The 22,337-nt window shown below is 74.4% G+C and carries 21 protein-coding genes and 1 tRNA gene; 20 read left to right on the top strand and 2 right to left on the bottom strand.

All coding sequences use genetic code 11. The features are described 5' to 3' along the window. Positions 1 to 51: 51 nt before the first annotated feature. The 4 genes from ACPU2J_RS12745 to ACPU2J_RS12730 all read left to right on the top strand — a co-directional run bounded on the left by ACPU2J_RS12745 (position 52) and on the right by ACPU2J_RS12730 (position 3,231). Complete coding sequence (locus tag ACPU2J_RS12745; protein WP_420080684.1) at positions 52 to 864, top strand: class E sortase; 813 nt, start codon at positions 52 to 54, stop codon at positions 862 to 864. 151 nt (positions 865 to 1,015) lie between these two features. Further along, the gene (locus ACPU2J_RS12740; protein WP_361606104.1) at positions 1,016 to 1,372 is read left to right on the top strand and encodes a DUF6412 domain-containing protein; all 357 of its coding nucleotides are present in this window, start codon (positions 1,016 to 1,018) and stop codon (positions 1,370 to 1,372) included. Positions 1,373 to 1,486: 114 nt separating this feature from the next. Continuing rightward, the gene (locus tag ACPU2J_RS12735; protein WP_423833271.1) at positions 1,487 to 2,251 is read left to right on the top strand and encodes a hypothetical protein; all 765 of its coding nucleotides are present in this window, start codon (positions 1,487 to 1,489) and stop codon (positions 2,249 to 2,251) included. Positions 2,252 to 2,373: 122 nt separating this feature from the next. Beyond that, entirely contained in the window at positions 2,374 to 3,231 is an 858-nt protein-coding gene (locus tag ACPU2J_RS12730) for a fumarylacetoacetate hydrolase family protein (RefSeq protein ID WP_420080686.1), read from the top strand. Between the two features lie 78 nt (positions 3,232 to 3,309). Here the strand turns inward: ACPU2J_RS12730 and ACPU2J_RS12725 are convergent, their stop codons facing one another. Then, a complete protein-coding gene (locus ACPU2J_RS12725) occupies positions 3,310 to 4,422 on the bottom strand; it encodes a Gfo/Idh/MocA family protein (RefSeq protein WP_420080687.1) in 1,113 nt (370 codons plus the stop codon). 55 nt (positions 4,423 to 4,477) lie between these two features. Between ACPU2J_RS12725 and ACPU2J_RS12720 the strand changes: the two genes are divergently transcribed. From ACPU2J_RS12720 to ACPU2J_RS12660, 13 genes are all read left to right on the top strand, one after another. Next, positions 4,478 to 5,803 carry an ROK family protein gene (locus ACPU2J_RS12720; protein ID WP_423833270.1) on the top strand — a complete coding sequence of 442 codons (1,326 nt, stop codon included), beginning with the start codon at positions 4,478 to 4,480 and terminating at the stop codon, positions 5,801 to 5,803. 214 nt (positions 5,804 to 6,017) lie between these two features. Further along, on the top strand, positions 6,018 to 6,770 hold the full coding sequence (locus tag ACPU2J_RS12715; RefSeq protein ID WP_420080689.1) for a hypothetical protein: 753 nt from the start codon (positions 6,018 to 6,020) through the stop codon (positions 6,768 to 6,770). 162 nt (positions 6,771 to 6,932) lie between these two features. After that, positions 6,933 to 7,697: a GntR family transcriptional regulator gene (locus tag ACPU2J_RS12710; protein WP_420080690.1), complete on the top strand. Its 765-nt coding sequence runs from the start codon at positions 6,933 to 6,935 to the stop codon at positions 7,695 to 7,697. Positions 7,698 to 7,855: 158 nt separating this feature from the next. Next, positions 7,856 to 8,983: a TIGR03364 family FAD-dependent oxidoreductase gene (locus ACPU2J_RS12705; protein WP_391348665.1), complete on the top strand. Its 1,128-nt coding sequence runs from the start codon at positions 7,856 to 7,858 to the stop codon at positions 8,981 to 8,983. A 23-nt stretch (positions 8,984 to 9,006) separates the two neighbouring features. Next, on the top strand, positions 9,007 to 9,732 hold the full coding sequence (locus tag ACPU2J_RS12700; RefSeq protein ID WP_420082428.1) for a phosphonatase-like hydrolase: 726 nt from the start codon (positions 9,007 to 9,009) through the stop codon (positions 9,730 to 9,732). After that, entirely contained in the window at positions 9,729 to 10,778 is a 1,050-nt protein-coding gene (locus tag ACPU2J_RS12695; protein ID WP_420080691.1) for an ABC transporter ATP-binding protein, read from the top strand. The genes ACPU2J_RS12700 and ACPU2J_RS12695 overlap by 4 nt, the downstream gene beginning before the upstream one ends. Positions 10,779 to 10,884: 106 nt before the next feature. Further along, a complete protein-coding gene (locus ACPU2J_RS12690) occupies positions 10,885 to 11,727 on the top strand; it encodes a 2-aminoethylphosphonate ABC transporter permease subunit (RefSeq protein WP_420082429.1) in 843 nt (280 codons plus the stop codon). Then, the gene (locus tag ACPU2J_RS12685) at positions 11,714 to 12,511 is read left to right on the top strand and encodes an ABC transporter permease (protein ID WP_420080692.1); all 798 of its coding nucleotides are present in this window, start codon (positions 11,714 to 11,716) and stop codon (positions 12,509 to 12,511) included. Before ACPU2J_RS12690 ends, ACPU2J_RS12685 begins: the two co-directional genes overlap by 14 nt. A 78-nt stretch (positions 12,512 to 12,589) precedes the next feature. Then, positions 12,590 to 13,672 (top strand): 2-aminoethylphosphonate ABC transporter substrate-binding protein, encoded by a 1,083-nt coding sequence (locus ACPU2J_RS12680; RefSeq protein WP_420080693.1) that lies wholly within the window; start codon positions 12,590 to 12,592, stop codon positions 13,670 to 13,672. Between the two features lie 267 nt (positions 13,673 to 13,939). Continuing rightward, entirely contained in the window at positions 13,940 to 15,460 is a 1,521-nt protein-coding gene (locus ACPU2J_RS12675; protein WP_423833269.1) for an alkaline phosphatase family protein, read from the top strand. Positions 15,461 to 15,588: 128 nt separating this feature from the next. Beyond that, a complete protein-coding gene (locus ACPU2J_RS12670) occupies positions 15,589 to 16,368 on the top strand; it encodes an HAD-IIA family hydrolase (RefSeq protein ID WP_361606071.1) in 780 nt (259 codons plus the stop codon). 114 nt (positions 16,369 to 16,482) lie between these two features. Continuing rightward, positions 16,483 to 17,097 carry a hypothetical protein gene (locus tag ACPU2J_RS12665; protein ID WP_420080695.1) on the top strand — a complete coding sequence of 205 codons (615 nt, stop codon included), beginning with the start codon at positions 16,483 to 16,485 and terminating at the stop codon, positions 17,095 to 17,097. A 60-nt stretch (positions 17,098 to 17,157) separates the two neighbouring features. Beyond that, positions 17,158 to 17,772: a class F sortase gene (locus tag ACPU2J_RS12660; protein WP_420082430.1), complete on the top strand. Its 615-nt coding sequence runs from the start codon at positions 17,158 to 17,160 to the stop codon at positions 17,770 to 17,772. Positions 17,773 to 17,847: 75 nt separating this feature from the next. Here the strand turns inward: ACPU2J_RS12660 and ACPU2J_RS12655 are convergent. Next, positions 17,848 to 17,921, bottom strand: a tRNA-Lys gene (locus ACPU2J_RS12655). Positions 17,922 to 18,137: 216 nt separating this feature from the next. Here ACPU2J_RS12655 and ACPU2J_RS12650 point away from each other — a divergent pair. The 3 genes from ACPU2J_RS12650 (at position 18,138) to ACPU2J_RS12640 (ending at position 22,329) form a co-directional block, all read left to right on the top strand. Then, positions 18,138 to 19,517, top strand: a complete 1,380-nt coding sequence (locus ACPU2J_RS12650; RefSeq protein WP_423834957.1) for a peptidoglycan-binding protein — start codon at positions 18,138 to 18,140, stop codon at positions 19,515 to 19,517. 11 nt (positions 19,518 to 19,528) lie between these two features. Further along, positions 19,529 to 21,514, top strand: coding sequence for an SPFH domain-containing protein (locus tag ACPU2J_RS12645; RefSeq protein WP_423833268.1), 1,986 nt, complete (start codon positions 19,529 to 19,531; stop codon positions 21,512 to 21,514). Between the two features lie 221 nt (positions 21,515 to 21,735). Continuing rightward, complete coding sequence (locus tag ACPU2J_RS12640) at positions 21,736 to 22,329, top strand: lytic polysaccharide monooxygenase auxiliary activity family 9 protein (protein WP_361592363.1); 594 nt, start codon at positions 21,736 to 21,738, stop codon at positions 22,327 to 22,329. Positions 22,330 to 22,337 lie beyond the last annotated feature (8 nt).

Below are 22,337 nucleotides of genomic sequence, written 5' to 3'. Positions count from 1 at the left end.
ACACCGTACTGCCGCTGGTCAGTTGGCGGGGGAGGTCTTAGGGTGCCGCCCGTGCGGGATCACATACCGGTGGTGGTGCAGGGGAGCGGCCGGCGGGTGCGGCGGGCCGGTGCGGCGGGGGTCCTGTGGGCGGCCGCGGAGCTGACCGTCACCGTGGGGGTGGTGGTCCTGTTGCTGGTGGTGCACCAGGTGTGGTGGACCAACCGGCAGGCGGCGGCCGCCGCGCACGAGCAGGTCCGGGCCCTGGAGCGGGCCTGGGAGGACGGGCCGGCGGGCCCCGGTGCCGGAGCGGTGCCCACGCCGCTGCCGGGTCCGACGTCCGGGCCGGGGGCCCGGCCGGCGTCCGGGTCCGATTCCGTTTCCGGGCCCGCGGTAGGGCCGGCCGCGTCCCCGCCGGGCGGGCCGGCCGGGACGGCGCCGCGGCGGGACGGGGCCTACGCCGTCCTGCGCATCCCGCGGCTCGGCCTGGTGGTGCCCGTCGCGCAGGGGATCGACAAACGAGCCGTCCTCGACAAGGGCTACGCCGGGCACTACCCGGGAACCGCCGGTCCGGGGGAGCGGGGGAACTTCGCGCTGGCCGGGCATCGCAACACGCACGGCGAGCCGTTCCGCCGCATTGACCGGCTGCGGGCGGGCGACGAGCTGATCGTGGACGTGCGGGGACGGCGCCACACCTACGTGGTGGGGAAGGTCCTGCCGGAGACGACGGAGCGGGACACCGGGGTGATCGCGCCCGTGCCGCGCAGCCTGGTGAAGCCGGGGTACGGGTACGACGAGCCGGGCGCGTACATCACGCTCACCACCTGCACGCCCGAGTACAGCTCCAAGTACCGCCTGGTGGTGTGGGGGACGCTGAGGTCCTGACCCGCTGACCCCCTGCCCCGCGGCCGAACTCTGGGCGGAAGGCCCGCTGTCGGAGGGGCCCGCTACCATCGATCGCGAGGAGCGTTCCTCGTACGGAGGGGCGCATCCCGTACGGGAGTTCGCGCGCGGCGGTGGAGAGGGGGAGGTTGGTATGGCTCGGCGGCGAAGCGGCGGGCGTTCGGCGTCCCTCGTCCTGTTCACCCTGGTCGCGCGCGTGTGCGCCGTCCTGCTCCCGCTGGCGCTGATCGGCGCGCTGCCCGGCCTCCTCGGGGGCGAGGGCGTCGCAGGTCTGGGCGCCGTGGTGGTGGCCCTCGCGGCCACCGTCGCCGTGGGCTCGGAGGCCCTCGCCGCGGTGGCACGGCTCGTGCGGCCCGTGCCGCCCCATCTCATACGCACCGCGATCCGTGATCGCGAGCAGCGTACGGCCTTCCTGCCGCAGCGCGACCCCGACGCCTCGGGCCGGTCGCGGCCCAGGGCTCCGGGCCGTCCCCTCCCGACGGCCGCGTAGGGGCGCGCAGTTCTCCTCGCCTTCTGCTGATCGCACACTGTCGTCGCCCCTCGCGGGTCGTCACGCCGAAACGCATCTCTTTCGACGTCCGACGCATCCCTTCGGAGGGCCCACGTGTCCGTTCTCACCGACCCTTTCACCCATCTCGTCACGGCGCTGGCCCGTCTCCTGGAGCCGCTGGCGGCCCATTCCGCGACCGCCGCCGCGATCGTGCTGATCACCGTGCTCGTACGGCTCGCCCTGCATCCGCTGAGCCGTGCCGCCGCCCGCGGGGCGACCCCGGTGTCCGGCCTGCTGCCGCTGCTGCTTCAGCTGCCGGTGTTCTGGCTCATGTACCGGTCGTTCACCACGGAGGGGGAGCTGCTGGACCACCGGCTGTTCGCCGTGCCGCTGGGGGCCCGGTGGTTCGAGGTGCTCGGGGTGGGCGGCCCGTTCGGGGCGCAGGGGCTGGTGTTCCTCGGGCTGTTCGGGGCGATCGCGGTGGTGGCCGCGTGGAGCGCGGTGCGCGGGCGCCGCTCGGCGGCGGTCGCCGCGGCTGCAGCGGCGGAGGCCGCCGCGGCCCCGAAGAAGTCCGCCCGGCGGTCCGGAGCGCCCAAGGGTCCCGCCCGTGCGGCCGGTTCCGGTTCCGGCACCGGTGCGGCGGCCGGGCTGCCCGAGCTGACCGCCGAGCAGCGGGAGCTCCTGCGCACGGTGGGCTCCGTACTGCCCCTGCTGTCGTTCGGGACGCTGATCACCGCCGCCGTGGTGCCGCTCGCCGCCGGCCTCTACCTGCTCACGACCACCGCGTGGTCGGTGGCGGAGCGCGCCTGGCTGGACCGCCGCCCGGTGGGCGCGGCCGCCGGGCGGCCGGCCGGTGGAGCCGTGCGTTCCAGTCTGTGAACAGGGTCTTGCGGATTGGGTGGCCATCTTGGAGGATCAACCAATCCTCCGATGGCCGCAACCCATCGGCCGGCCCGGGGCACACCCCTGGGCCGACCACCCACGACCACGGGAGAATGCCCATGAAGCTGCTGCGTGTCGGACCCGTCGGGTCGGAGCGCCCCGCGCTGCTCGACCAGGACGGGACCCTGCGGGACCTGTCCGGCCTGATCACGGATGTGAACGGCGCGCTGCTCGCCGACGACTCCGTGCTGTCCCGGGTACGGGACGCGGCCGCGTCCGGCGGGCTTCCGGTGCTGGCCGCCGAGGGGCTGCGGATCGGTGCGCCGGTCGGCGGCATCGGCAAGATCGTGGGCATCGGCCTGAACTACTTCGGGCACGCGGCCGAGATCGGCGCGGAGCCGCCGGCCGAGCCGATCCTGTTCCTGAAGGCCGCGGACACCGTGGTCGGCCCGGACGACAACGTGCTGATCCCGCGCGGCAGCGTGAAGACCGACTGGGAGGCCGAGCTCGGCGTGGTCATCGGCGGCACCGCCCGCTACCTGGACTCCGCCGAGGAGGGCCTCGCCCACGTGGCCGGCTACGTCCTGGCCGACGACGTCTCCGAGCGCGAGTTCCAGATCGAGCGCGGCGGCACCTGGGACAAGGGCAAGAACTGCGAGACGTTCACCCCGCTCGGCCCCTGGCTGGTCACCGCGGACGAGATCCCGGACCCGCAGGTCCTGGACGTCAAGCTGTGGGTCAACGGTGAGCTCAGGCAGGACGGCAACACCTCGGACCAGATCTTCCCGGTCGGCGAGGTCGTCCGGTACCTCAGCCGGTTCATGACGCTGTACCCGGGCGATGTGATCGTCACCGGCACCCCGGCCGGGGTGGCCATGGGCCAGCCCGAACCGAAGCCGTACCTGCGGGCGGGGGACGTCGTGGAGCTGGAGATCGAGGGCCTGGGCCGGCAGCGTCAGGAGTTCAAGAGCGCGTGACGCGAGGGGCGGGGGCCGCCGTCGGCCGGCCCCCGCCGCCACCCGGATGGCCCTGCCGCCGTCGGCCGGCCCGCCCCCTCAGCGCTCGCCGGGGGAGGACGCGGCGGGGATCTCCACCGTCACGCCCTCCTCGGACGAGCGCCGCGCCGCCTCCAGCACGTCGAGGCACTGCGCCGCCTCGTGCGCGGTGACCGGTGCCGGGCCGCCCGTGCGCAGGGCCCGCTCCACCGCCGCGTAGTACGCCGGGTAGTCGCCCTGTTCGGTCGGTACGGTGGCCCCGCCGCCGGTCAGCGGGGACTCGCCGGAGCCGATCCGCCCCCACAGGTGCGGCGGTTCCTCGCCCCACGGCAGCTGCCCGTCCGGGCGCAGCCCCTCCCGGAGGGCCCCTTCCTGCGGGTCGAGGCCGTACTTCACGTAGCCGGCCCGGGAGCCCAGGATGCGGAAGCGCGGCCCGAGCTGGGCGGTGGTCGCGCTGACGTAGAGGTGGGAGCGGACTCCGTTGGCGTGGGTGACCGCGATGAAGGTGTCGTCGTCGGTCTCGGCGCCCGGGCGGCGCGTGTCGGTCTCCGCGTAGACCCGTACGGCCGGTCCGAACAGCACCAGGGCCTGGTCGACGACGTGGCTGCCGAGGTCGTAGAGCAGGCCGCCGATCTCCTCCGGGGCTCCGGACTCCCGCCAGCCGCCCTTGAGCTGCGGACGCCACCGTTCGAAGCGGGACTCGAAGCGCTGGATCTCGCCCAGTTCGCCGTCGGCGAGGAGGCGTCGCAGGGTGAGGAAGTCGTTGTCCCAGCGGCGGTTCTGGAACACCGAGAGGAAGGTGCCGCTCCGCTCCGCCAGCGCGGCGAGCCCGCGGGCCTCGGCTGCGGTGGCCGCCAGCGGCTTGTCCACGACCACCGGAATGCCGGCTTCGAGGGCGGTGGTGGCGAGCGGGACGTGCGTCTTGTTGGGGGAGGCGATCACGACGAGGTCGAGGGCGGGGTCCCGGCCCCACAGCTCGTCCGGCGTGGCCGCGACGCGGACGTCGGGGAACTCCGCGCGGACCTGCGCCTGCCGGTCGGGGGCGGAGGTGGCGACGGTGTCGAGGACGAGGCCGTCCGTGGCGGCCACCAGGGGGGCGTGGAAGACGGAACCGGCGAGTCCGTAGCCGATGACGCCGACGCGGAGTGGTGCAGTGGGGGCGGGGGTGCTCATACATCCACTTTGGCAACAGTGTTGCCGAAGTGCAAGGAGGGTGGACAATGGGCGAGTGAACAGCGGTAGCGGTAGCGGCGGCGGGAACAGCGGGGCCGTGAGCGGGCACGGCGGGTCCGGGCACGGGACCGGCGGCCGCAAGGACGCGTACGCGTACGGCCGCCGCAACGGCGTGAACCTGCCCGCGCTGCGCGGCCACAACGACGCGCTGGTGCTGGACCTGCTGCGCGGCGCCGGACCGGCGGGCCTGGGCCGTACGGAGCTCGCCGCCCGGACGGGGCTCACCCCGCAGGCCGTCAGCAAGATCACCGCCCGGCTCGGTGCCGACGGCCTCGTCGCGGAGGCGGGCCGCGCCGCGTCCACCGGCGGCAAGCCGCGCACCCTGCTCAGGCTGGTTCCGGACGTCCGGCACGCCGTCGGAGTGCACCTGGACCGCGACGAGCTCCGGGCGGTACGGGTGGACCTGGCGGGCCGCGTCGTCGCCGAGAGCGAGGGCCCGCTGGACTTCCGGGCCGGACCCGAGGAGGCGGTGGAGGCGGTCGTACGGGCGGTTGCGCGCGTCGTCGACCCGTCCGGGCCGCCGCTGCTCGGCGTCGGGGTGGCCGCGCCGGGCCCGCTCGACCACCGGGTCGGGGTGATGGGCCGGGTGACCGGGTTCCCGAGCTGGAAGGGCTTCCCGCTGAGGGGGGTGCTGGAGGGGCGGCTGGGGCTGCCGGTGCTGCTGGACAAGGACACCAACGCCGGTGCCACCGCGGCCGCAGGGGCCTGGCTCCGCGCCACCTGGCCGGACGCCGACGCCGAAGCCGATATCAACGCCGATGCCGATGCCGATGCCGATGCCGATGTCGATTCCGAAGTCGAGGCGGACGTCGGTGCGGGGTCGGGTACGGGTGTGGGCGCCGGGCCGGGCGGGGACGGCCATGCCGGCGGTGGCCCCCGGACCTGCGTGTACCTGCACGTCGGGACCGGGCTCGGCGCGGGCCTGTGGCTGGGCGGCGGGGTCTACCGGGGCGTCCGCTCGGCGGCGGGGGAGTTCGGCCACCAGGTGCTCCTGCTGGACGGCCCGCCGTGCCGGTGCGGGGCGCGCGGCTGCGTGGAGGTGCTCTGCCTGGAGGCGGCGAACCGCGGCGACCTCGCCGGGGCGGCACGGATCGTGGGCGAGGCGGCGGCCAACCTGGTCGCGCTGCTGGACGTGGACCGGGTGCTGCTCGGCGGGCGCGTGGTGGCGGCCGCCCCGGACGTGTTCGTGGCCCGCGTCGGCGCCGTCCTCGCGGCCCGCAGGCTGGACCCCGCCCGGCCGGTGGTCGCCCTGGCGGGCGCGGGCGTGGCGGAGGGGGCCGCGGAAATGGCCCTGGCCCCGCTGTTCGGCCACGCGGGGTGAGGTGGGCGCGGGTTGCGGCTGCACCCCCCAGTGGTGGTTCGGGTGGGGCTGGTGGGGTGGGGGTTGACGTCGTGCACCGTTCGGGCGTAAACCGGAACGATTCAGGCGTGGTGCGCGGTGAGGGTTCGCGCGTGCGTGGGAGGGTGCGGCCAGGCCGGGGTGATTGTCACCTCGTCCGACCATCATCCCGTCCGGCGAGCAGCGAAGGTCTTCCATGCGACTCCGCAAAGCCCTTGCCCTCACCGCCGTTCTCGCCGCCGCCCTGGCCGCCGTCACCGCCCCCACCGCGGGTGCGGACATCGGCAACGGCGGCGGCGCCCGCCCCGCCCCGGCCCTGCCGTCGCGTGCGCAGGCGAGCTGCGGGGACGGGAAGGCCGCCGCGTTCCCCATCGGGGCGCGCATCCGCGGCGGCCCGGCCGTCTACCGCACGGGCGGCGAGCCGCAGACCTGGTACCTGGACCTGACCAACACCACGAACTCCCGGTGCACGGCCATCCACCCCGTCGTCGTCCTCACCGACCAGGCCCGCACCCTGCGCCCCGCCCACCTGCGGATGGAGTTCGACGCGCCGGGCGGTACGTTCCCGGCCAGCCTCGAACGCAGCGACCGGGACGAGATCATCGCCGTCTTCGACGGCGGTGACGCCTTCCCCGGCTACACGGTCGGCCCCGGCGGGTCCCTGACCGTCAAAGTGGCCCTCGCCTTCGCCCCCGACGCCCCCACCGGCGAGGTCGTCGCCGACGCCGCGCTCGTCCAGCGCAAGGGTGACGACGGTGACTGGGTCGGCGAGTCCGGCGGGTACCGGTTCACCGTCGCCGACGACGAGGACGACGCGTACGGCGGCGGCTCCCTCGCCCACACCGGCCCGCGGGAGTGGGCGTACGGGGCGGGCGCCGTGACCGCTCTCGCCGCGGGCGGGGGGCTCCTGCTGGGGGCCCGCCGACTGCGCCGCACCCCGGGCGCCTGATCCGGGCGCCTGATCCGAGAGCCCGGCCGCGGCCCCGCCCGCACCCGCCGCTCGTGGCCGCACCCGCCGCCCGCGACCCCCGGCCGCCTGATCCGCCGTACGCGCCGCGCACCGCGGGGCCCGCGCTCCGGGGGCCGGCCGTCGCGCGCATAGAGTCCCACCGTGGAAGAACAGACCCCGCGTCACGTCGCCGGCGCGCCCGTGCGCTCCGGCATTCCCGAGCACGGCCGGATCCCCAAGTACTACGCCGTCAAGGCCCGGATCGCCGGACTCCTCGACGAGCTCGGCGAGGGCGGCACCCTGCCCACCGAGCGGGATCTCGCCGAGCGCTACGAGGTGTCTCGCGAGACCGTCCGGCAGGCGCTGCGCGAGCTGCTCCTGGAGGGCAGGCTGCGCCGTTCCGGCCGGGGCACGGTCGTCGCCGGCCCGAAGCTGGAGCAGCCGCTGTCCCTCGCGAGCTACACGGAGGGCGTGCGCCGCCAGGGCCGCCGACCGGGCCGACGGCTGATCGGCCTGGAGAGCTTCCCCTGCCCGCCCGACCTGGCGCCCGGCATCGGTGCCGAGCCCGGGGAGCCGGTCTGGCACATGGAGCGCGTGCTGCTGGCGGACGACGAGCGGGTGGGCCTGGAGAGCACGTACGTCCGGGTGGCCCGGGCCCCGCGCCTGGCCAGCGATTTCCCGCCGGACTCCTCCTTCTACGGCTACCTCCGCGACAGCCTCGGCATCTCCTTCGGGGAGGCCGACGAGAAGCTGGAGACGGTGCTGGCGACGCCCCGCGAGGCACTGCTCATCGGCACCCCGCCGGCCCTTCCCATGCTGCTCATCCACCGTTTTTCACGGGACCAGGGGGGCCGTCCCCTGGAGCGGGTGCGTTCCCTCTACCGTGGTGACAGGTTCAGCTTCACGACCCGTCTGAGGGCCGAATAGCGGACCGGTGGCTCACCGGCAAACCCCCGTACCCACCGAAAAGGGGCGTAGTGAAGTCACAAAAAGATAACGGGTCTAGTCCAAGCGTCGAGGGCTGTTCACCGTCCGGTCGCCGCGCGGCCCCTCGCGGGACACGGCGCGCGCCCACCGTTTCCGGCGTGAGAGTCATCGTCATCGGAGGCGGCGTGGTCGGCACCATGCACGCCTGGCAAGCAGTCGAACGCGGCCACGAGGTCGTCCAGATCGAGCGGGAGGCCGAGGCCCGGGGCGCCTCCCTGCGCAATTTCGGCCAGATCTGGGTCAGCGGGAGGGCCGGCGGCGAGGAGCTCGACACCGCCCTGCGCGCCCGTGAGCTCTGGGAACGCATCGGCGCCGAGGTGCCCGGCCTGGGCTTCCGGGCCATCGGCTCGCTCACCCCGGTCCGCACCGCCCGCGAGTTCGCGGTCGCCGAGGCGGCCGCCGCCCGCCCCGACGCCGCCGCCCGCGGCTACGAGCTGGTCACCGCCGAACGGGCCCGGAAGATCAACCCCGCCCTGCGCGGCGCCTTCGACGCCGCGCTGTGGTGCGAACGGGACGCGGCCGTCGAGCCCCGCACCGCCCAACTGCGCCTCCGGGAAGCCCTCCACGCCCGGGCCGGCGGCCGCTACACCTTCCTGCCCGGCCGTGAGGTCCGGGAGGTGACCGGCCCCGGAGCCGTCCGGGACGACCACGGCGACGTCCACCGCGGCGACGTGGTGGTCCTCGCCACCGGCGCGTGGCTGTCCGGCCTGGTCCGCGAACTGGTTCCCGACCTGCCCGTGCGTCGCGTCCGGCTCCAGATGATGCAGACCGCCCCGCTCGGCGAGGAGCTCACCACCTCCGTCGCCGACGCCGACAGCTTCCGCTACTACCCCGCCTACCGGTCCGCCGCCCTCGACGAACTGAACGCCGCGCAGGCCCAGACGCCGACCGCCGCCGCCCACCGGATGCAACTGCTGATGGTCCAGCGCCAGGACGGCGGACTGACCATCGGAGACACCCACGAATACGAGCACCCCTTCGCGTTCGACACCCTCGAGGACCCCTACGAGCACCTCACCGAGGTGGTCGAGTCCTTCCTGGGCCGCCCCCTGCCGAAGATCCGGCACCGCTGGGCGGGCGTGTACGCGCAGTGCACGGACACCACCCGCGTCGTCCACCGCCAGCAGGTGGCCGACGGCGTCTGGCTGGTGACCGGACCCGGCGGGCGCGGCATGACCTGCTCGCCCGCGATAGCCGAGACCACAGCGAACGAACTGGGCTGGTGAACGAGATGAACGCGACGGACGACATGAACGCGACGGACGAGACGAACGAGACCAGCACCATGGACAAGAAGAACCGGCTCGTCGTCCTCGACATGGCCGGGACCACCGTCTCCGACGGAGGCCTCGTCGAGCGCGCCTTCGAGCGGGCCGCCGAGCGCCTCGGCGTCGAGCCCGGCACCCCCGACCACGCCGCGAAGCTCCGGTACGTCCTCGACACCATGGGCGAGTCCAAGATCTCCGTCTTCCGGCACCTCTTCGGCACGGAGGAACTCGCCCGGCGGGCCAATTCCGCCTTCGAGGAGGCGTACGGCGAACTCGTCGACGGCGGGCTCGTCACCCCCGTGCCCGGCGCCCGCGCCGCCGTCGAACAGCTCCGTGCCGACGGCCGCACCGTCGTCCTGACCACAGGCTTCGCCCGGGTCACCCAGGACGCCATCCTCGACGCCCTCGGCTGGCAGGACCTCGCCGACCTCACCCTCTGCCCCGCCGACGCGGGCGGCCGCGGCCGGCCCTTCCCGGACATGGTGCTGACCGCGTTCCTGCGCACCGGCGCCGCGGCGGACGTGCGCGAGCTGGTCGTCGCCGGCGACACCGCCTACGACATGCTCAGCGGATGCCGCGCCGGAGCCGGGATCGTGGCGGGTGTCCTCACCGGCGCCCACGACCGCGCGACGCTCACCCGGAACGGCGCCACCCACGTCCTCGGCACCGTCACCGAACTCCCGCGGCTCCTCGCGGAGTCGGCGTGAGCGGCATCCGCTTCGACGGGGTCAGCGTCGCCTACGGCGGCACCACCGTCCTGGACCGGCTCGACCTGACCGTCGAGGCGGGCGAGGTGATGGCGCTGCTCGGGCCGTCCGGTTCCGGCAAGACCACGGCCCTGCGCGCGGTCGCCGGTTTCGTACGGCCCGTCGCGGGCCGGGTGCTCATCGGCGGCCGGGACGTCACCGCGCTCCCGCCGCACAAGCGCGGCATCGGCATGGTCGTCCAGCAGTACGCGCTCTTCCCGCACATGCGGGTCGCGGAGAACGTGGCCTTCGGCCTCAGGGCGCAGCGGGTGCCGAAGGCGCAGATACCCGGGCGGGTCGCCGAGGCCCTGGAGATGACGGGCATGGCCGCCTACGCCCGGCGCCACCCGCGCGAACTCTCCGGCGGACAGCAGCAGCGCGTCGCCATCGCCCGCGCGCTCGCCATCCGCCCCGGGGTCCTCCTGCTGGACGAGCCGCTCTCCGCGCTCGACGCCCAGCTGCGCTCCGGGATGCTCGCCGAACTGGCCCGGCTGCACCGCGAACTGCCGGACGTGTCCATCCTGTACGTCACCCACGACCAGGTGGAGGCGCTCACCCTGGCCGACCGGATCGCCGTCATGGACCGGGCCCGGCTCCAGGACTGCGGGACGCCGCAGGAGCTGTACCGGGCTCCCCGTACGGAGTTCACCGCGTCCTTCGTCGGCAACGCGAACCTCCTGCCGGTGACGGTCGCGGAGGGCGGGGCGGTCTTCGCGGGCCGCGCGTTGGCCCTCGACCCCGGGCGGACCGCACCGGGGGCGACGGCCACCCTGTGCGTGCGCCCGCACCTGCTCGGGCTCGGGCCCGGCCCCAACGCGCTGGACGGCACCCTCACCGAGGTCCAGTGGCGCGGCTCGACGCACCGGCTGTACGTGGACGTCGGCGGGCACCGGGTGAAGGCGGACCTCCCCGAACTGCGGGAGACGCCCGCGCTGGGCGACCGGGTCACGCTGCACTTCGAGCCGCGGGACGCGGTGCTGCTGGGGGCGGGGGTGGCCCGTGCGTGACGCCTCGCGGCGGGCCGATGCGGCTGTGACGGTGCCGGTGCCGGTGCCCGTGCCCGGGCAGGCGCGGGGCTCCGCCCCGGACCCCGCGCCTCGAACGCCGGCGGGGCTGTATCCGGCGGCGCGGCTGGAGCGGGTGTCACGGGGTGTGTGGGTGTTGCCGCCCGTGGCCGTGCTTGCGTTGCTGTTCCTCTATCCGCTCGCGCTGGTCGGCCGGCAGTCCCTCACCCCCGAGGGCGGGGGCGGCGCCCTCGACGCCTACGCCCGCGTCTTCGCGTCGCACGCCTTCCGCGACGCCCTCGGGACCACCGTCTGGCTGGCCGTCGCGGCCACCCTCGGCTGCCTGGTCCTCGGGTTCGTCCTCGCGCTGATCATCGCGTTCGTGCCCTTCCCCGGAGCCCGCGCCGTCGCGAGGTTCATCGACGTCTTCCTCTCCTTCCCCTCCTTCCTCATCACCCTCGCCCTCCTCTTCCTCTACGGCACCGTGGGGATTGCCAACGGCCTGGTCACCGAGTTGACCGGCGCCGCCGAGGGCCCGTTCCGCTTCCTCGCCACCCCCTGGGGCGTCCTCCTCGCGGAGATCACGTACTTCACGCCCTTCGTGGTCCGCCCGCTCCTCGCCGCGTTCTCCCAGCTGGACACCGCCCAGCTGGAGGTCGCGGCGGGCCTCGGCGCCCGCCCCGCCCGCGTCGTCCGGCAGGTGATCCTGCCCGAAGCCCTCCCGGCCCTCGGCGCCGGCGGCAGCCTCGTCCTCGTCATGTGCCTCAACGAGTTCGGGATCGTCCTGTTCACCGGGGCCAAGGACGTCACGACCCTGCCCATGCTCATCTACGGCAAGGCCATCCTCGAATCCGACTACCCGGCCGCCTGCGTGGTCGCCGTCGTCAACATCGCGATCTCCGTCGGCCTGTTCGGCCTCTACCGGGTGGTGGGCAAGCGTGCTGGTGCATAGCAAGGTCGGCCGCCGGGCCGCCTGGGGCCTCTTCGCCCTCCTCTTCCTGCCGCTCTTCGCGCTGCCCCTGGCCGTCGTCGTCGCGGCGTCCTTCGCCACCCACTGGTCCGGCCCGCTCCCCTCCGGACCGACCACCGCGAACTACGCCGCCGCCGTACGCGGCGAATCCCTCCAGGCCCTCACCACCAGCCTGGTCACCGCCGTCACCGCGAGCCTCCTCGCGCTCACCGTCGGCACCTGGTCCGCGCTGGCCGGGGCCGCGCTGGGGAAGCGGGGCAAGCGGCTCGTCGACGCGCTGTTCGTGCTGCCCGTGGCCGTGCCGTCCGTGGTCGTCGGCCTCGCCGTGCTCGTCGCGTTCAGCCGCCCGCCCCTCCTGCTCAACGGCACCGCGCCGATCGTCGTCCTGGCCCACACCGTCCTCGTCACGGCGTTCGCCCACCAGTCGGTGTCCGCCGCGATCGTCCGGCTCGACCCCGCCTACGAGCAGGCGGCCGCCTCCCTCGGCGCCCGTCCCGCGTACGTGCTGTGGCGGGTCCGGCTGCCCCTGCTGCTGCCGTCCCTCACGGGCGCGGCCGGCCTGTGCTTCGCCCTGTCCATGGGCGAGCTCAGCGCCACGATGATGCTCTACCCGCCGGACTGGATGCCCCTCCCGGTCCGCGTCTTCACCGCCACCGACCGCGGCGCGCTCTTCGGCGGGTCCGCCGTCGCCGTGGTCCTGATGGCCGGCACCCTGCTGGTCCTGCTGGCCGTGTCCCGCATCCGCACCAGGGCCTCGTACCGCTGATCCCCGGCCCGCCTCGGCCTCCCGGCCCTCCAGGCCCTCCCGGCCTCCGCCGACTCCCCTCTCCCGTAAGGAACTTCCATGCCCAGAACCGTCCTGCTCCGCGCCGCCGCCGCGGTCACCGGCAGCCTCGCCCTCAGCGCCGCCCTCACCGCCTGCGGAGGCTCCTCCCCGGCCGGCCAGGCCGGCTCCGGGAGCGACGAGAAGGTCGTCACGGTCTACAGCGCCGACGGCCTCAAGGGGGAGAAGGGCGACGGCTGGTACGACCGGGTCTTCGCCGACTTCACCAAGAAGACCGGCATCGAGGTCAAGTACGTCGAGGGCGGCTCCGGCGAGATGGTGCAGCGTGCCGTCCGCGAGAAGACCAACACCCAGGCCGACGTGCTGATCACCCTGCCCCCGTTCATCCAGCAGGCCGACGGCAAGGGCCTGCTCCAGTCCTACGTGCCGCAGGGCGCCGACAAGGTCAACGGCGCGGACAAGTCCACGGACGGCAAGTGGACCTCGGTCGTGAACAACTACTTCGGCTTCATCCACAACAAGAAGGAGCTCGCCGAGGCCCCCAAGACCTGGGAGGAGCTGCTGGACGCCCGCTACAAGGGCAAGCTGCAGTACTCCACGCCCGGTGTCGCGGGCGACGGCACCGCCGTCCTCATCAAGGCGATGCACGACTTCGGCGGCAAGGAGCCGGCGATGGAGTACCTGAAGAAGCTCCAGGCCAACAACGTCGGCCCGTCCTCCTCCACCAGCAAGCTCGCGCCCAAGACGGACAAGGGCGAGCTCCTCGTGGCCAACGGCGACGTCCAGATGAACGTCGCGCAGTCCAAGTCCATGCCGAACCTGGGCATCTGGTTCCCGGCGAAGGAGGGCGGCAGGCCCACCACCTTCGCCCTGCCGTACGCGGCCGGCCTGGTCGCCGGGGCCCCGCACTCCGAGAACGGCCGCAAGCTCTTGGACCACCTGCTCGGCGAGGAGGCGCAGCGGCTGGTCAGCGAGGTGGGCGGCGGTTTCCCGGCCCGGTCCGACGTCAAGCCGACCGACGCCAACGCCGTCGAGCTCACTCGGCTCATGACCGGGGTGGAGATCTTCGAGCCGGACTGGGCCGACATCGGCAGGAACCTCACCGGCTACGTCGACGCGTGGAAGTCGGCAACCGGAAGCTGACCTGTTGCCTCCTTGTCACCCGGCTCCCCGAGAGTGAGGCTCGACGCCCGGCCCGGATAACGGGTCTGGACCGAACGCGCACCCCCGCTCCGGCCCGGCGCACCCCCACCACCGCCCCCCACCCCACGGCGGCCCGGCACACAACCGCACCCCCCACTCTCCCCGCCCGCCGCACCGCACATGGCACCGCACCGCACCGCACCCCCGCAGCGCCCACCGCACCGCACGTCCCCAGCGCCTTCCCCGCGACGACTCCCGGAGGAGCTCGTGCCCACTGCCGTCCCGACCGGACGCACCCTCGCCGTGGCCGTCACCGCCACCGCCCTGCTCGCCGCCGCCCTCGGCACCCACACCGCCGCCGCCGCCCCGGCGGCCGGCACCGACAAGGTCCTCGTCCTCGGCATCGACGGCGCGGTCCTCGACCGCGTCAAAGCCGCCAACGCCCCGCATCTCCAAGGCCTGATGGCCCAGGGGCTGACCGCCCGCAGCAGCCTGTACGCGGGCCCGATGGCGGCCACCTCCTCGGGTCCCGGCTGGTCCACCATCGCCACCGGGGTCTGGCCCGACAAGCACGGGGTGAAGGACAACTCCTTCATCGGCAAGAACTACGCCGCGTACCCGGACTTCCTCACCCGCATCGAGAACGCCAAGCCGTCGCTCAACACCTACGCGGCCGCCGACTGGGAGCCGATCACCTCCTCCGACCAGAACGGCCCGATCTTCTCGGCCAAGGTCGACAAGCGGCTCTCCCTCAAGGGCGACCGCGACGGCTACCGGAGCGAGGACCCGAAGGTGGCCGCCGCGGCCGCCACCGAGCTGCGCACCCAGAACCCGGACGCCGCCTTCGTCTACCTCGGCGAGATCGACGCCGCCGGCCACTCCCACGGCGCCGCGAGTCAGCAGTACCTCGACGCCGTCGCCCGCGTCGACGCCCTGGTCGGCCAGCTCCTCACCGCCGTGCAGAACCGTCCGACGTACGGGCAGGAGGACTGGAGGATCCTGGTCACCACCGACCACGGCCACACCCCCGCCGGCGGCCACGGTGGCTCGACGCCCGCCGAGCGCGGCACCTTCGTCATCGCCAAGGGTGCCGGGATCCCCGCCGGTTCGGTCCGCGACGACGTCAGGCTCGCTGACGTGGCCGCGACCGCCCTCGCCCACGTCGGCGTCACCGCCCCCGGCATCGACGGCGTCGCGCTGGGCTCCCCGGACTCCGACCCCTTCGACACCCTGCGTCCCGCCCTGCGGGCCCGGGTGGACGAGACGGGCATCCCGGCCGGGGTGAAGGGCTTCACGCACACCCCGCCCGCCGGCTGGTCCGTCGACAACTCGAAGATGGGCACGGGCGGGGTCACCGAGTGGGCCGGGTGGGCCTTCGCGACCGACGAGTTCTGGACCCAGTCGCAGCGCGACCAGTGGCGCGAGCTGAACGTCCGCTCCCGTGACGTCTTCGCCGTCGCCGACTCCGACGAGTGGGACGACAAGGCCCGCACCGGCACCTTCGACTCCACCCTCGTCACCCCCAAGTGGCCGGTGGCGGGCGGCAGTACGCGCACCCTCGCCTTCCAGACGCACTACCGCCACGAGGCCGGCCAGACCGCCCAGGTCCTCGTCTCCTACAACGGCGCCGCCCCGACGGTGGTGAAGACCTACACCGCCGACGCCGTGGCCAAGGCCGATTCCGTCGCCCTCCAGGTCCCTGCCGGTGCCACCGACGTCCAGGTCCGCTTCCGCTACAGCGGCAACAACAACTGGTTCTGGACCGTCGACGACGTCCGCCTGACCTGACCTGACCTGACCTGACCGCCCGCCCCTCCCCGCGTCCGGGCTGTGGACGTCAACCACGTCCACGGCCCGGCCCCGATAGGGTGGTACAGACCAGAGGCAGCAGGTCAGTGAGAGCGGAGAACAGTCCCGTGGCAGAGCGCAAGCCGATCGAATCCTGGCTCACCGACATGGACGGGGTCCTCATCCACGAGGGCACCCCGATCCCGGGCGCCGATGCCTTCATCAAGCGGCTGCGCGAGTCCGGCAAGCCCTTCCTGGTGCTGACCAACAACTCGATCTACACCCCGCGCGACCTCCAGGCCCGCCTGGCCCGCATGGGCCTGGCGGTCCCCGTGCAGAACATCTGGACCTCCGCCCTGGCCACCGCGAAGTTCCTGGACGACCAGCGCCCGGGCGGTACGGCGTACGTGATCGGCGAGGCGGGCCTGACGACGGCCCTGCACGACATCGGCTACATCCTCACCGACCACGAGCCCGACTACGTGGTCCTGGGCGAGACCCGCACCTACAGCTTCGAGGCCATGACCAAGGCGGTCCGCCTGATCAACGCCGGGGCGCGGTTCATCTGCACCAACCCCGACGAGACCGGCCCGTCCACCGAGGGCCCGCTGCCGGCCACCGGTGCGGTCGCCGCGCTGATCACCAAGGCGACCGGCAAGCAGCCGTACTTCGCCGGGAAGCCCAACCCGCTGATGATGCGCACGGGCCTGAACGCCATCGGCGCGCACTCGGAGACCAGCGCGATGATCGGCGACCGGATGGACACCGACGTGCTGGCCGGGCTGGAGGCGGGCATGCAGACCTTCCTGGTCCTCACCGGTCTGACCACCGAGCAGGACACCGAGAAGTTCCCCTACCGCCCGACCAGGACGGTCGCGTCGATCGCGGACCTGGTCGACCTGGTCTGACGCGTTCGGCCGACGGTGCGTACCGCGTTCGGGGCGTCCGGCTGACACGTACGGCGCCGCTCCGGATGCGGAGCGGCGCGCCGCGCGTGAATCTCCTTGACGAGGAGGTTCACCATGCGCAGTGTTCCGATCGCTGTCCGCGTCTCCGCCGTGGCCGCCGCCCTGGCGGCGTTCTCCGCGGTGACCGTCGTGTCCGCCCCCACCGCCCTCGCGGGCGAGGAGGACCGCGGAGGCAGGGGCAGCATCGCCGTCGACCCGAGCCCGGCGCACCCCGGAGCGCAGGTCAAGCTGCGCGTCCTGGGGTGCGAGGGGGACCGGGGCCGGGCGAAGTCCGCCGTCTTCGTGTCGGACGCCGACCTGTACGGGAGGGACGGCGGCCGCCGCAGCCCGCTCTACGGCGAGGCGGTGATCAGCTCGCACGCCTCGCCCGGCTGGCACACCGTTCGGGTGTACTGCGACGGCGACGAGAAGTTCAGCGGTTCGATCCAGATCTCCCCCTACCGCCACCCGTCCCACCACGCCTCGCCCATCTGGCCGGTGCACGCCGGCGGTGGCGGGATGGCCTCCGAGCTGGCCGGGGCGCCCGCCCCCGCCGCGGCGGCGAAGGAGCACGGCAGCGACGGCCCGGGCATGCCGCACACGGTGATCGGCGCGGCCCTCGCCGCGGTGGCGACCCTGGCGGTCGCGGGCCGTGCGCTGGCCCTGCGGCGGCGCCGCAGCGGCGAGTGAGGCGGGCGGCGCGTGAGCGAGTGGCGGTCTGGCGGCGGCAAGGGGCCCGCCGGCGGCCGGATGCTGACCTTCGCGGCCTGGTCGGTGCTCGTGCTCGGGCTGTGGCTGTGGGGCCGTGAGCTGACCGTGCCGTCCGGCCCGGCCGCCGGGTCGGCGCTCCCGGGGATGCCCGCGGCGCACGCCCCGCTCCCGGCCTCCGCGCCGCAGCGGGTCGACGTGCCGTCCATAGGTATCCAGGCCCCGGTGGTCCCGCGGGGTCTGGACAAGGACGGCGCCATCGATCCGCCCCCGTACGACACTCCGGGCACGGTCGGCTGGTGGGGGCAGGGCAGCCAGCCGGGTACGGCAGGGACCGCGCTGATGGTGGGGCACGTGGACACCCGCTCGAAGCCCGCGGTCTTCTACGGTCTGAGCTCGGCCCGGAAGGGCGAGAAGGTCCGCGTGGTCCGCGCGGACGGCTCGGTCGCCGAGTTCACGATCGAGGACGTACGGGTCTTCGAGCGCACGGCCTTCGACCCGCACGAGGCGTACGGGCCGCGGGTCCGCGGCCGGGCGGAACTGCGGCTGGTGACCTGCGGCGGCACCTACGACAAGGCGGCGAAGGCGTACACGGCGAACGTGGTGGTCTCCGCCTACCTGACCGGTGTGGGAGCCCGCCCCGGCACGACGGTCTAGCCCGCGGCCGACGAGAGCCCGGGTCGACGGAACACGAAAAAGGCCCCCACTCGCGTGGGGGCCTTCTTCCGTCTGTGCGCCGCCAGGGACTCGAACCCCGGACCCGCTGATTAAGAGTCAGCTGCTCTAACCAACTGAGCTAGCGGCGCCTGCTGACAGGGAAAACTCTACCCCACCTCCGGTGGTGGTCGTGACCAGCCACGCCCACCTTGTCCGATTAACCCATGTTTGGGGGGTTTATCGTGCACGATATGTCTGCGCCGTGCCGAATCTGATGCCGCATCAGGTCGAGCACCGGCCCACCAGTGGATGAGCAGGGGAGTGGACGGAACCGCATGACCATGCAGCCCCCGGCGCAGGCGCCGATGCCGATGCCCGCCTTCGAGGAGTACGAGCCCGCCGGCGACTGTGTGTGCCGCGGGTGTGCCGAGCGCCGCCGCTCCCTCGCCCGCGCGCGGGCCATACCGCTTCGCGACGGGGGACACCCGGCCGCGCGCGGCGCCCGCCGCGCCCTGGTCCTGGCCACCGCCGCCGGAGTGGTCCTCGGCGGCACGGGCGGCGCCACCGCGGTCGCGGTCGAGGCGGTGGGCGCGGCCGACTCCGTGGACACCCCGGCCCCCGGCTCCGCCGCGCAGGACGATCCGGGCTCTCCGCAGGGCGGGCGCACCCCCCTGCACGGCCCCAAGGCCGGCCCGGCCGGAAACCCCGGTGCCCCGGCCCGCCCCGGGGTGGTCAAGCGGATCGACCGTACGACGATCATCAACCGGGCGAAGCTGTGGCTGGACGCCAAGGTCCCGTACAGCATGTCCGACTACTGGACGGACGGCTACCGGCAGGACTGTTCGGGCTACGTCTCCATGGCCTGGAACCTCGGCTCCAACGAGTGGACGGGCAGCCTGGACAAGTTCGCCACCAAGATCACCAAGGAGGAGCTGCTCCCGGGCGACATGCTGCTCTTCCACAACCCGGCCGACCCCACCAACGGCTCGCACGTGGTGATCTTCGGCGGCTGGGTCGACGCGACGCGCACCCACTACGTCGCCTACGAGCAGACGCGCCCCACGACGCGGAAGCTCGCCACGCCCTACGGCTACTGGGCCAACTCCGCCAAGTACCTCCCCTACCGGTTCAACGGGGTGACCGGCGGGGTCGTCCCGGAGGCCCCGGGCTCCGGCGCGGAGCCCCCCGCGCCCGGCCCGAAGCCGGGAGACGCCACGGTGTTCCCGGGCGCGGCCAAGTTCGCCCCCGGCGCCACCAACGACTCCGTCGCCCAGCTGGGCCGGATGCTGATCGAGCGCGGCGCGTACCGCTTCTACCCGAAGGGCGTGGCCGACCGCACCTGGAGCGACCACGACAAGCTGGCCACCCAGGCCTTCCAGCGGGCACAGGGCTGGACCGGCGCGGAGGCGGACGGCGTCCCGGGCGCGCACACCTGGCGGCTGCTGGTCGAACGCAAGGGCAAGAACATCCCGCCGCTGGTCGCGGGCGCGCCCGGTCCGGGCGGCGTACGGGCCTATCCCGGTGCGGCGGTCTTCCGCCCGGGCAGCTCGCACCCGGCCGTCGAGGCCCTGGGCCGCCAGCTCGTGAAGAAGGGCTTCGGCAAGCACTACACGACCGGGCCGGGCCCCCGCTGGGGCGAGGCGGACCGCCGCAACGTCGAGGCCTTCCAGCGCGCACAGGGCTGGCGGGGGGCCGCGGCCGACGGCTACCCGGGCCCGGAAACCTGGCGCCGGCTGTTCGCATGACGGAGGTAACGATGTACCCCACGCGCACCACCTCGACGACGGGCACCTTCCGCGTGCCGCCGGCTCCCGCCGCCCCGGCCCCCGCGGTCCGTGCCTCGACCACCTTCGGCTGGGCGGAGGCCACCCCGCCCTACGGCACGGCGCTGCCCGCGTCCGCCGCGGTGCCGGTGCCGGTGCCGGTGCCTGCGTCTGCGCCGGTGTCGGAGGCGGACTCCGTGCCCGTGCCCGTCCCCGCCTCCGGGCCGGTCGCGTGGCCCGCGCCGGACCCCCAGCCGGTGCCCGTCGCGCGGCCCGAGCCGGAACCGGAGCGGGCGGCCGCGTCCGGGCGGGAACCGTGGCCGTCGGTCGACCCCCGCGCGGCGATGCCGGTGGCCCTGCCCGCCCCCACGGCCCCCGGCCCCGGCCCCGTCCCCGCGTCCGCGGCCCGGGAGGACGCGATCCGGGAGGAGGCGGCCCGGCCGCTGCCCGAACCGGTGTCCGCCGCGGCGTCGCAGGGATCCGCGCCCGCCCCCGTACCGGTGACGGGTTCCGGGGCGTGGCCCCCGGTCGTGGAGGCGCTCCCGGTGTCCCCGCCGGAGGAGCTGCCCGAGCTGCCCGAGGTGCCGGCCGCGCGGGTCCGCTCCGAGCCCGAGCCCGTGCACGCCCCGGCCGCGCCCGCCGCGCACGGCGGGCGCGAGCCGTACGACCCCTTCGACGCGGCGGGCCCGGCCCCGGTCCTGGACATTCCGCACCCGCAGCAGGAGGAGCCGCAGCCCGAGGCGGCCGCCCCGCCCGCGCGCGGCCCCGAGCCCGACTCCCCGGCCGACGCCCGGCCCGCGCAGCCGTCCCCGTCCGGGGTGCCCGGCCCGGGGGTCGCCGGGATCGTCGCGCAGGCGGTGGCGCGCGGGTTGGACGAGGACGACAGCCTCGACCTCCCGGCCGTCGCCGCCGGCGCCCCCCACCGGGGCGGCGCCGTCACGGCGGTGCCCCTGCACCTGCCGTTCCGCGACGCGGCCGCGCCGCTGCCGGTACGCGGCCCCGCGCCGGCCCCCGCCGCCCGGCGCGCCCCGGCCGCCCCGGCGGCCAGGACCCCGCGCCCCGCCCCCGGGCGCCGGGTCCCGCGCGGGGACGACCGGCTGCGCGAGCACCGCGGTCCGGTGCTCCCCGGCTGGGTCGGCGTGACCGTCGGCGGTCTCGCCCTGGCCGGCTGCGCGGCCGTGCTCTGGCGGGCCGGTGCCGTGCCCGACGCCCTGCTGACGGCCTTCGGGGCGGCGCCCCGCGCCTACCGCGGACTGCACGCCGCGCACTGGCCCCCGCTCGCCTTCCTCGGCATCGTGGCCCTCGTCGCGCTCGGCGGGCTGGGCCGCGCCCGCGCCGGCCACGCGTGGGTGCTCACCCTGTTCGGGCGCTACCGGGGCACGGTCCGCCGTACCGGCCTGACCTGGATCAGCCCGCTCCTGCTGCGCCGCCGGGTGGACGTGCGCCTGCGCCACTGGCGCAGCGACCCGATGCCCGCCGTGGACTCCGGCGGACTGGCGCTCCAGGTCGTCGTGCAGGTGGTCTGGCAGGTGCGGGACACGGCCAGGGCCACGCTCGCGGTCGAGGACCACACCGAGTACCTCGCCGAGCAGGTCGAGTCGGCGATGGCCCGGGTCCTGTCCCAGCTCCCCGCGGACGCCTTCCACGAGGACGCCCCGACCCTGCGCGACGCGGAGGCCGTCGGGGACGCGCTGACCCGGATGCTGGCGGCCGAGACCGAGGCCGTCGGGATCGAGGTGTTCTCGGCCCAGCCGACCAGGATCGAGTACGCGGAGGAGGTCGCCGAGGCGATGCGCCGCCGCCGGGTCGCGGCGATCGACGCCAAGCACCGGGACACGGTGCTGAGCTCGGTGGTGGACGCGGTCGACGACACCGTCCACCGGCTGACCTCGCGCGGGCTCGTCGAGCTGGACGACTACGAGCGCAAGGCCCTGGTGAAGGACCTCACGGTCGCGTTCTACACGGGCCGCCCGGAGTAGCGCCGGGGGACGGCGGAGCGGGACCGGGGGAGCGGTAGCGGGGGAGCGGGGCGCGTACGGGAGAACGGGTGGCCGGAAGGATGCGGACCACCCGTTCTCCCATTGGTCTGGACATGGCCAACTCTCGTCAATAATCTGGGACTTGGTCTAGACCTAATCCCCATGCGCGCGCTCTCACGGAACTCCCCCCACGTTCAAGGAGCATCATGCGTAACGTCCGCATGCCCGGACGGGCCGGCGTCGCCGCGCTCGGCCTCGGCCTCGTCGCCGGAATCACCCTGCTCGGCGCCCCCAGCGCCAGCGGCCACGGCTACACCGACACGGCGATCAGCCGCCAGAAGCTCTGCGCCAACAGGGCCGTCGCCGACTGCGGCGCGATCCAGTGGGAGCCGCAGAGCGTCGAGGGCTTCAAGGGCTTCCCGGCCGCGGGGCCCGCCGACGGCAAGATCTGTTCCGCCGGTCTCCCGCAGTTCGCCGAGCTGGACAACCCGCGCGGCGGGGCCTGGCCCACCACCAAGCTGACCAGCGGCAGCAGCTACTCCTTCCGCTGGCAGTTCACGGCCAACCACTCCACCACCGACATCAAGTACTACGTCACGAAGGACGGCTGGACCGGCACCAAGGCCCTCACTCGCGCCGACCTCGAATCCCAGCCCTTCCTCACCGTCGCCTACAACGGCGCCCGCCCCGCCATGACCACCGTCCACCAGGGCAACCTGCCCGCCGGCAAGTCGGGCCGCCACCTGATCCTCGCGGTCTGGACCGTCAACGACACCCCGATGGCCTTCTACGCCTGCTCGGACGTTCAGTTCTGACGCTACGT

The sequence above is a fragment of the Streptomyces manipurensis genome (assembly GCF_049570255.1).
In the GTDB taxonomy this organism is placed as follows: domain Bacteria; phylum Actinomycetota; class Actinomycetes; order Streptomycetales; family Streptomycetaceae; genus Streptomyces; species Streptomyces manipurensis.
Note: the sequence above shows the minus strand (reverse complement) of the source record. Positions and strands in the feature narration are given on the sequence as shown.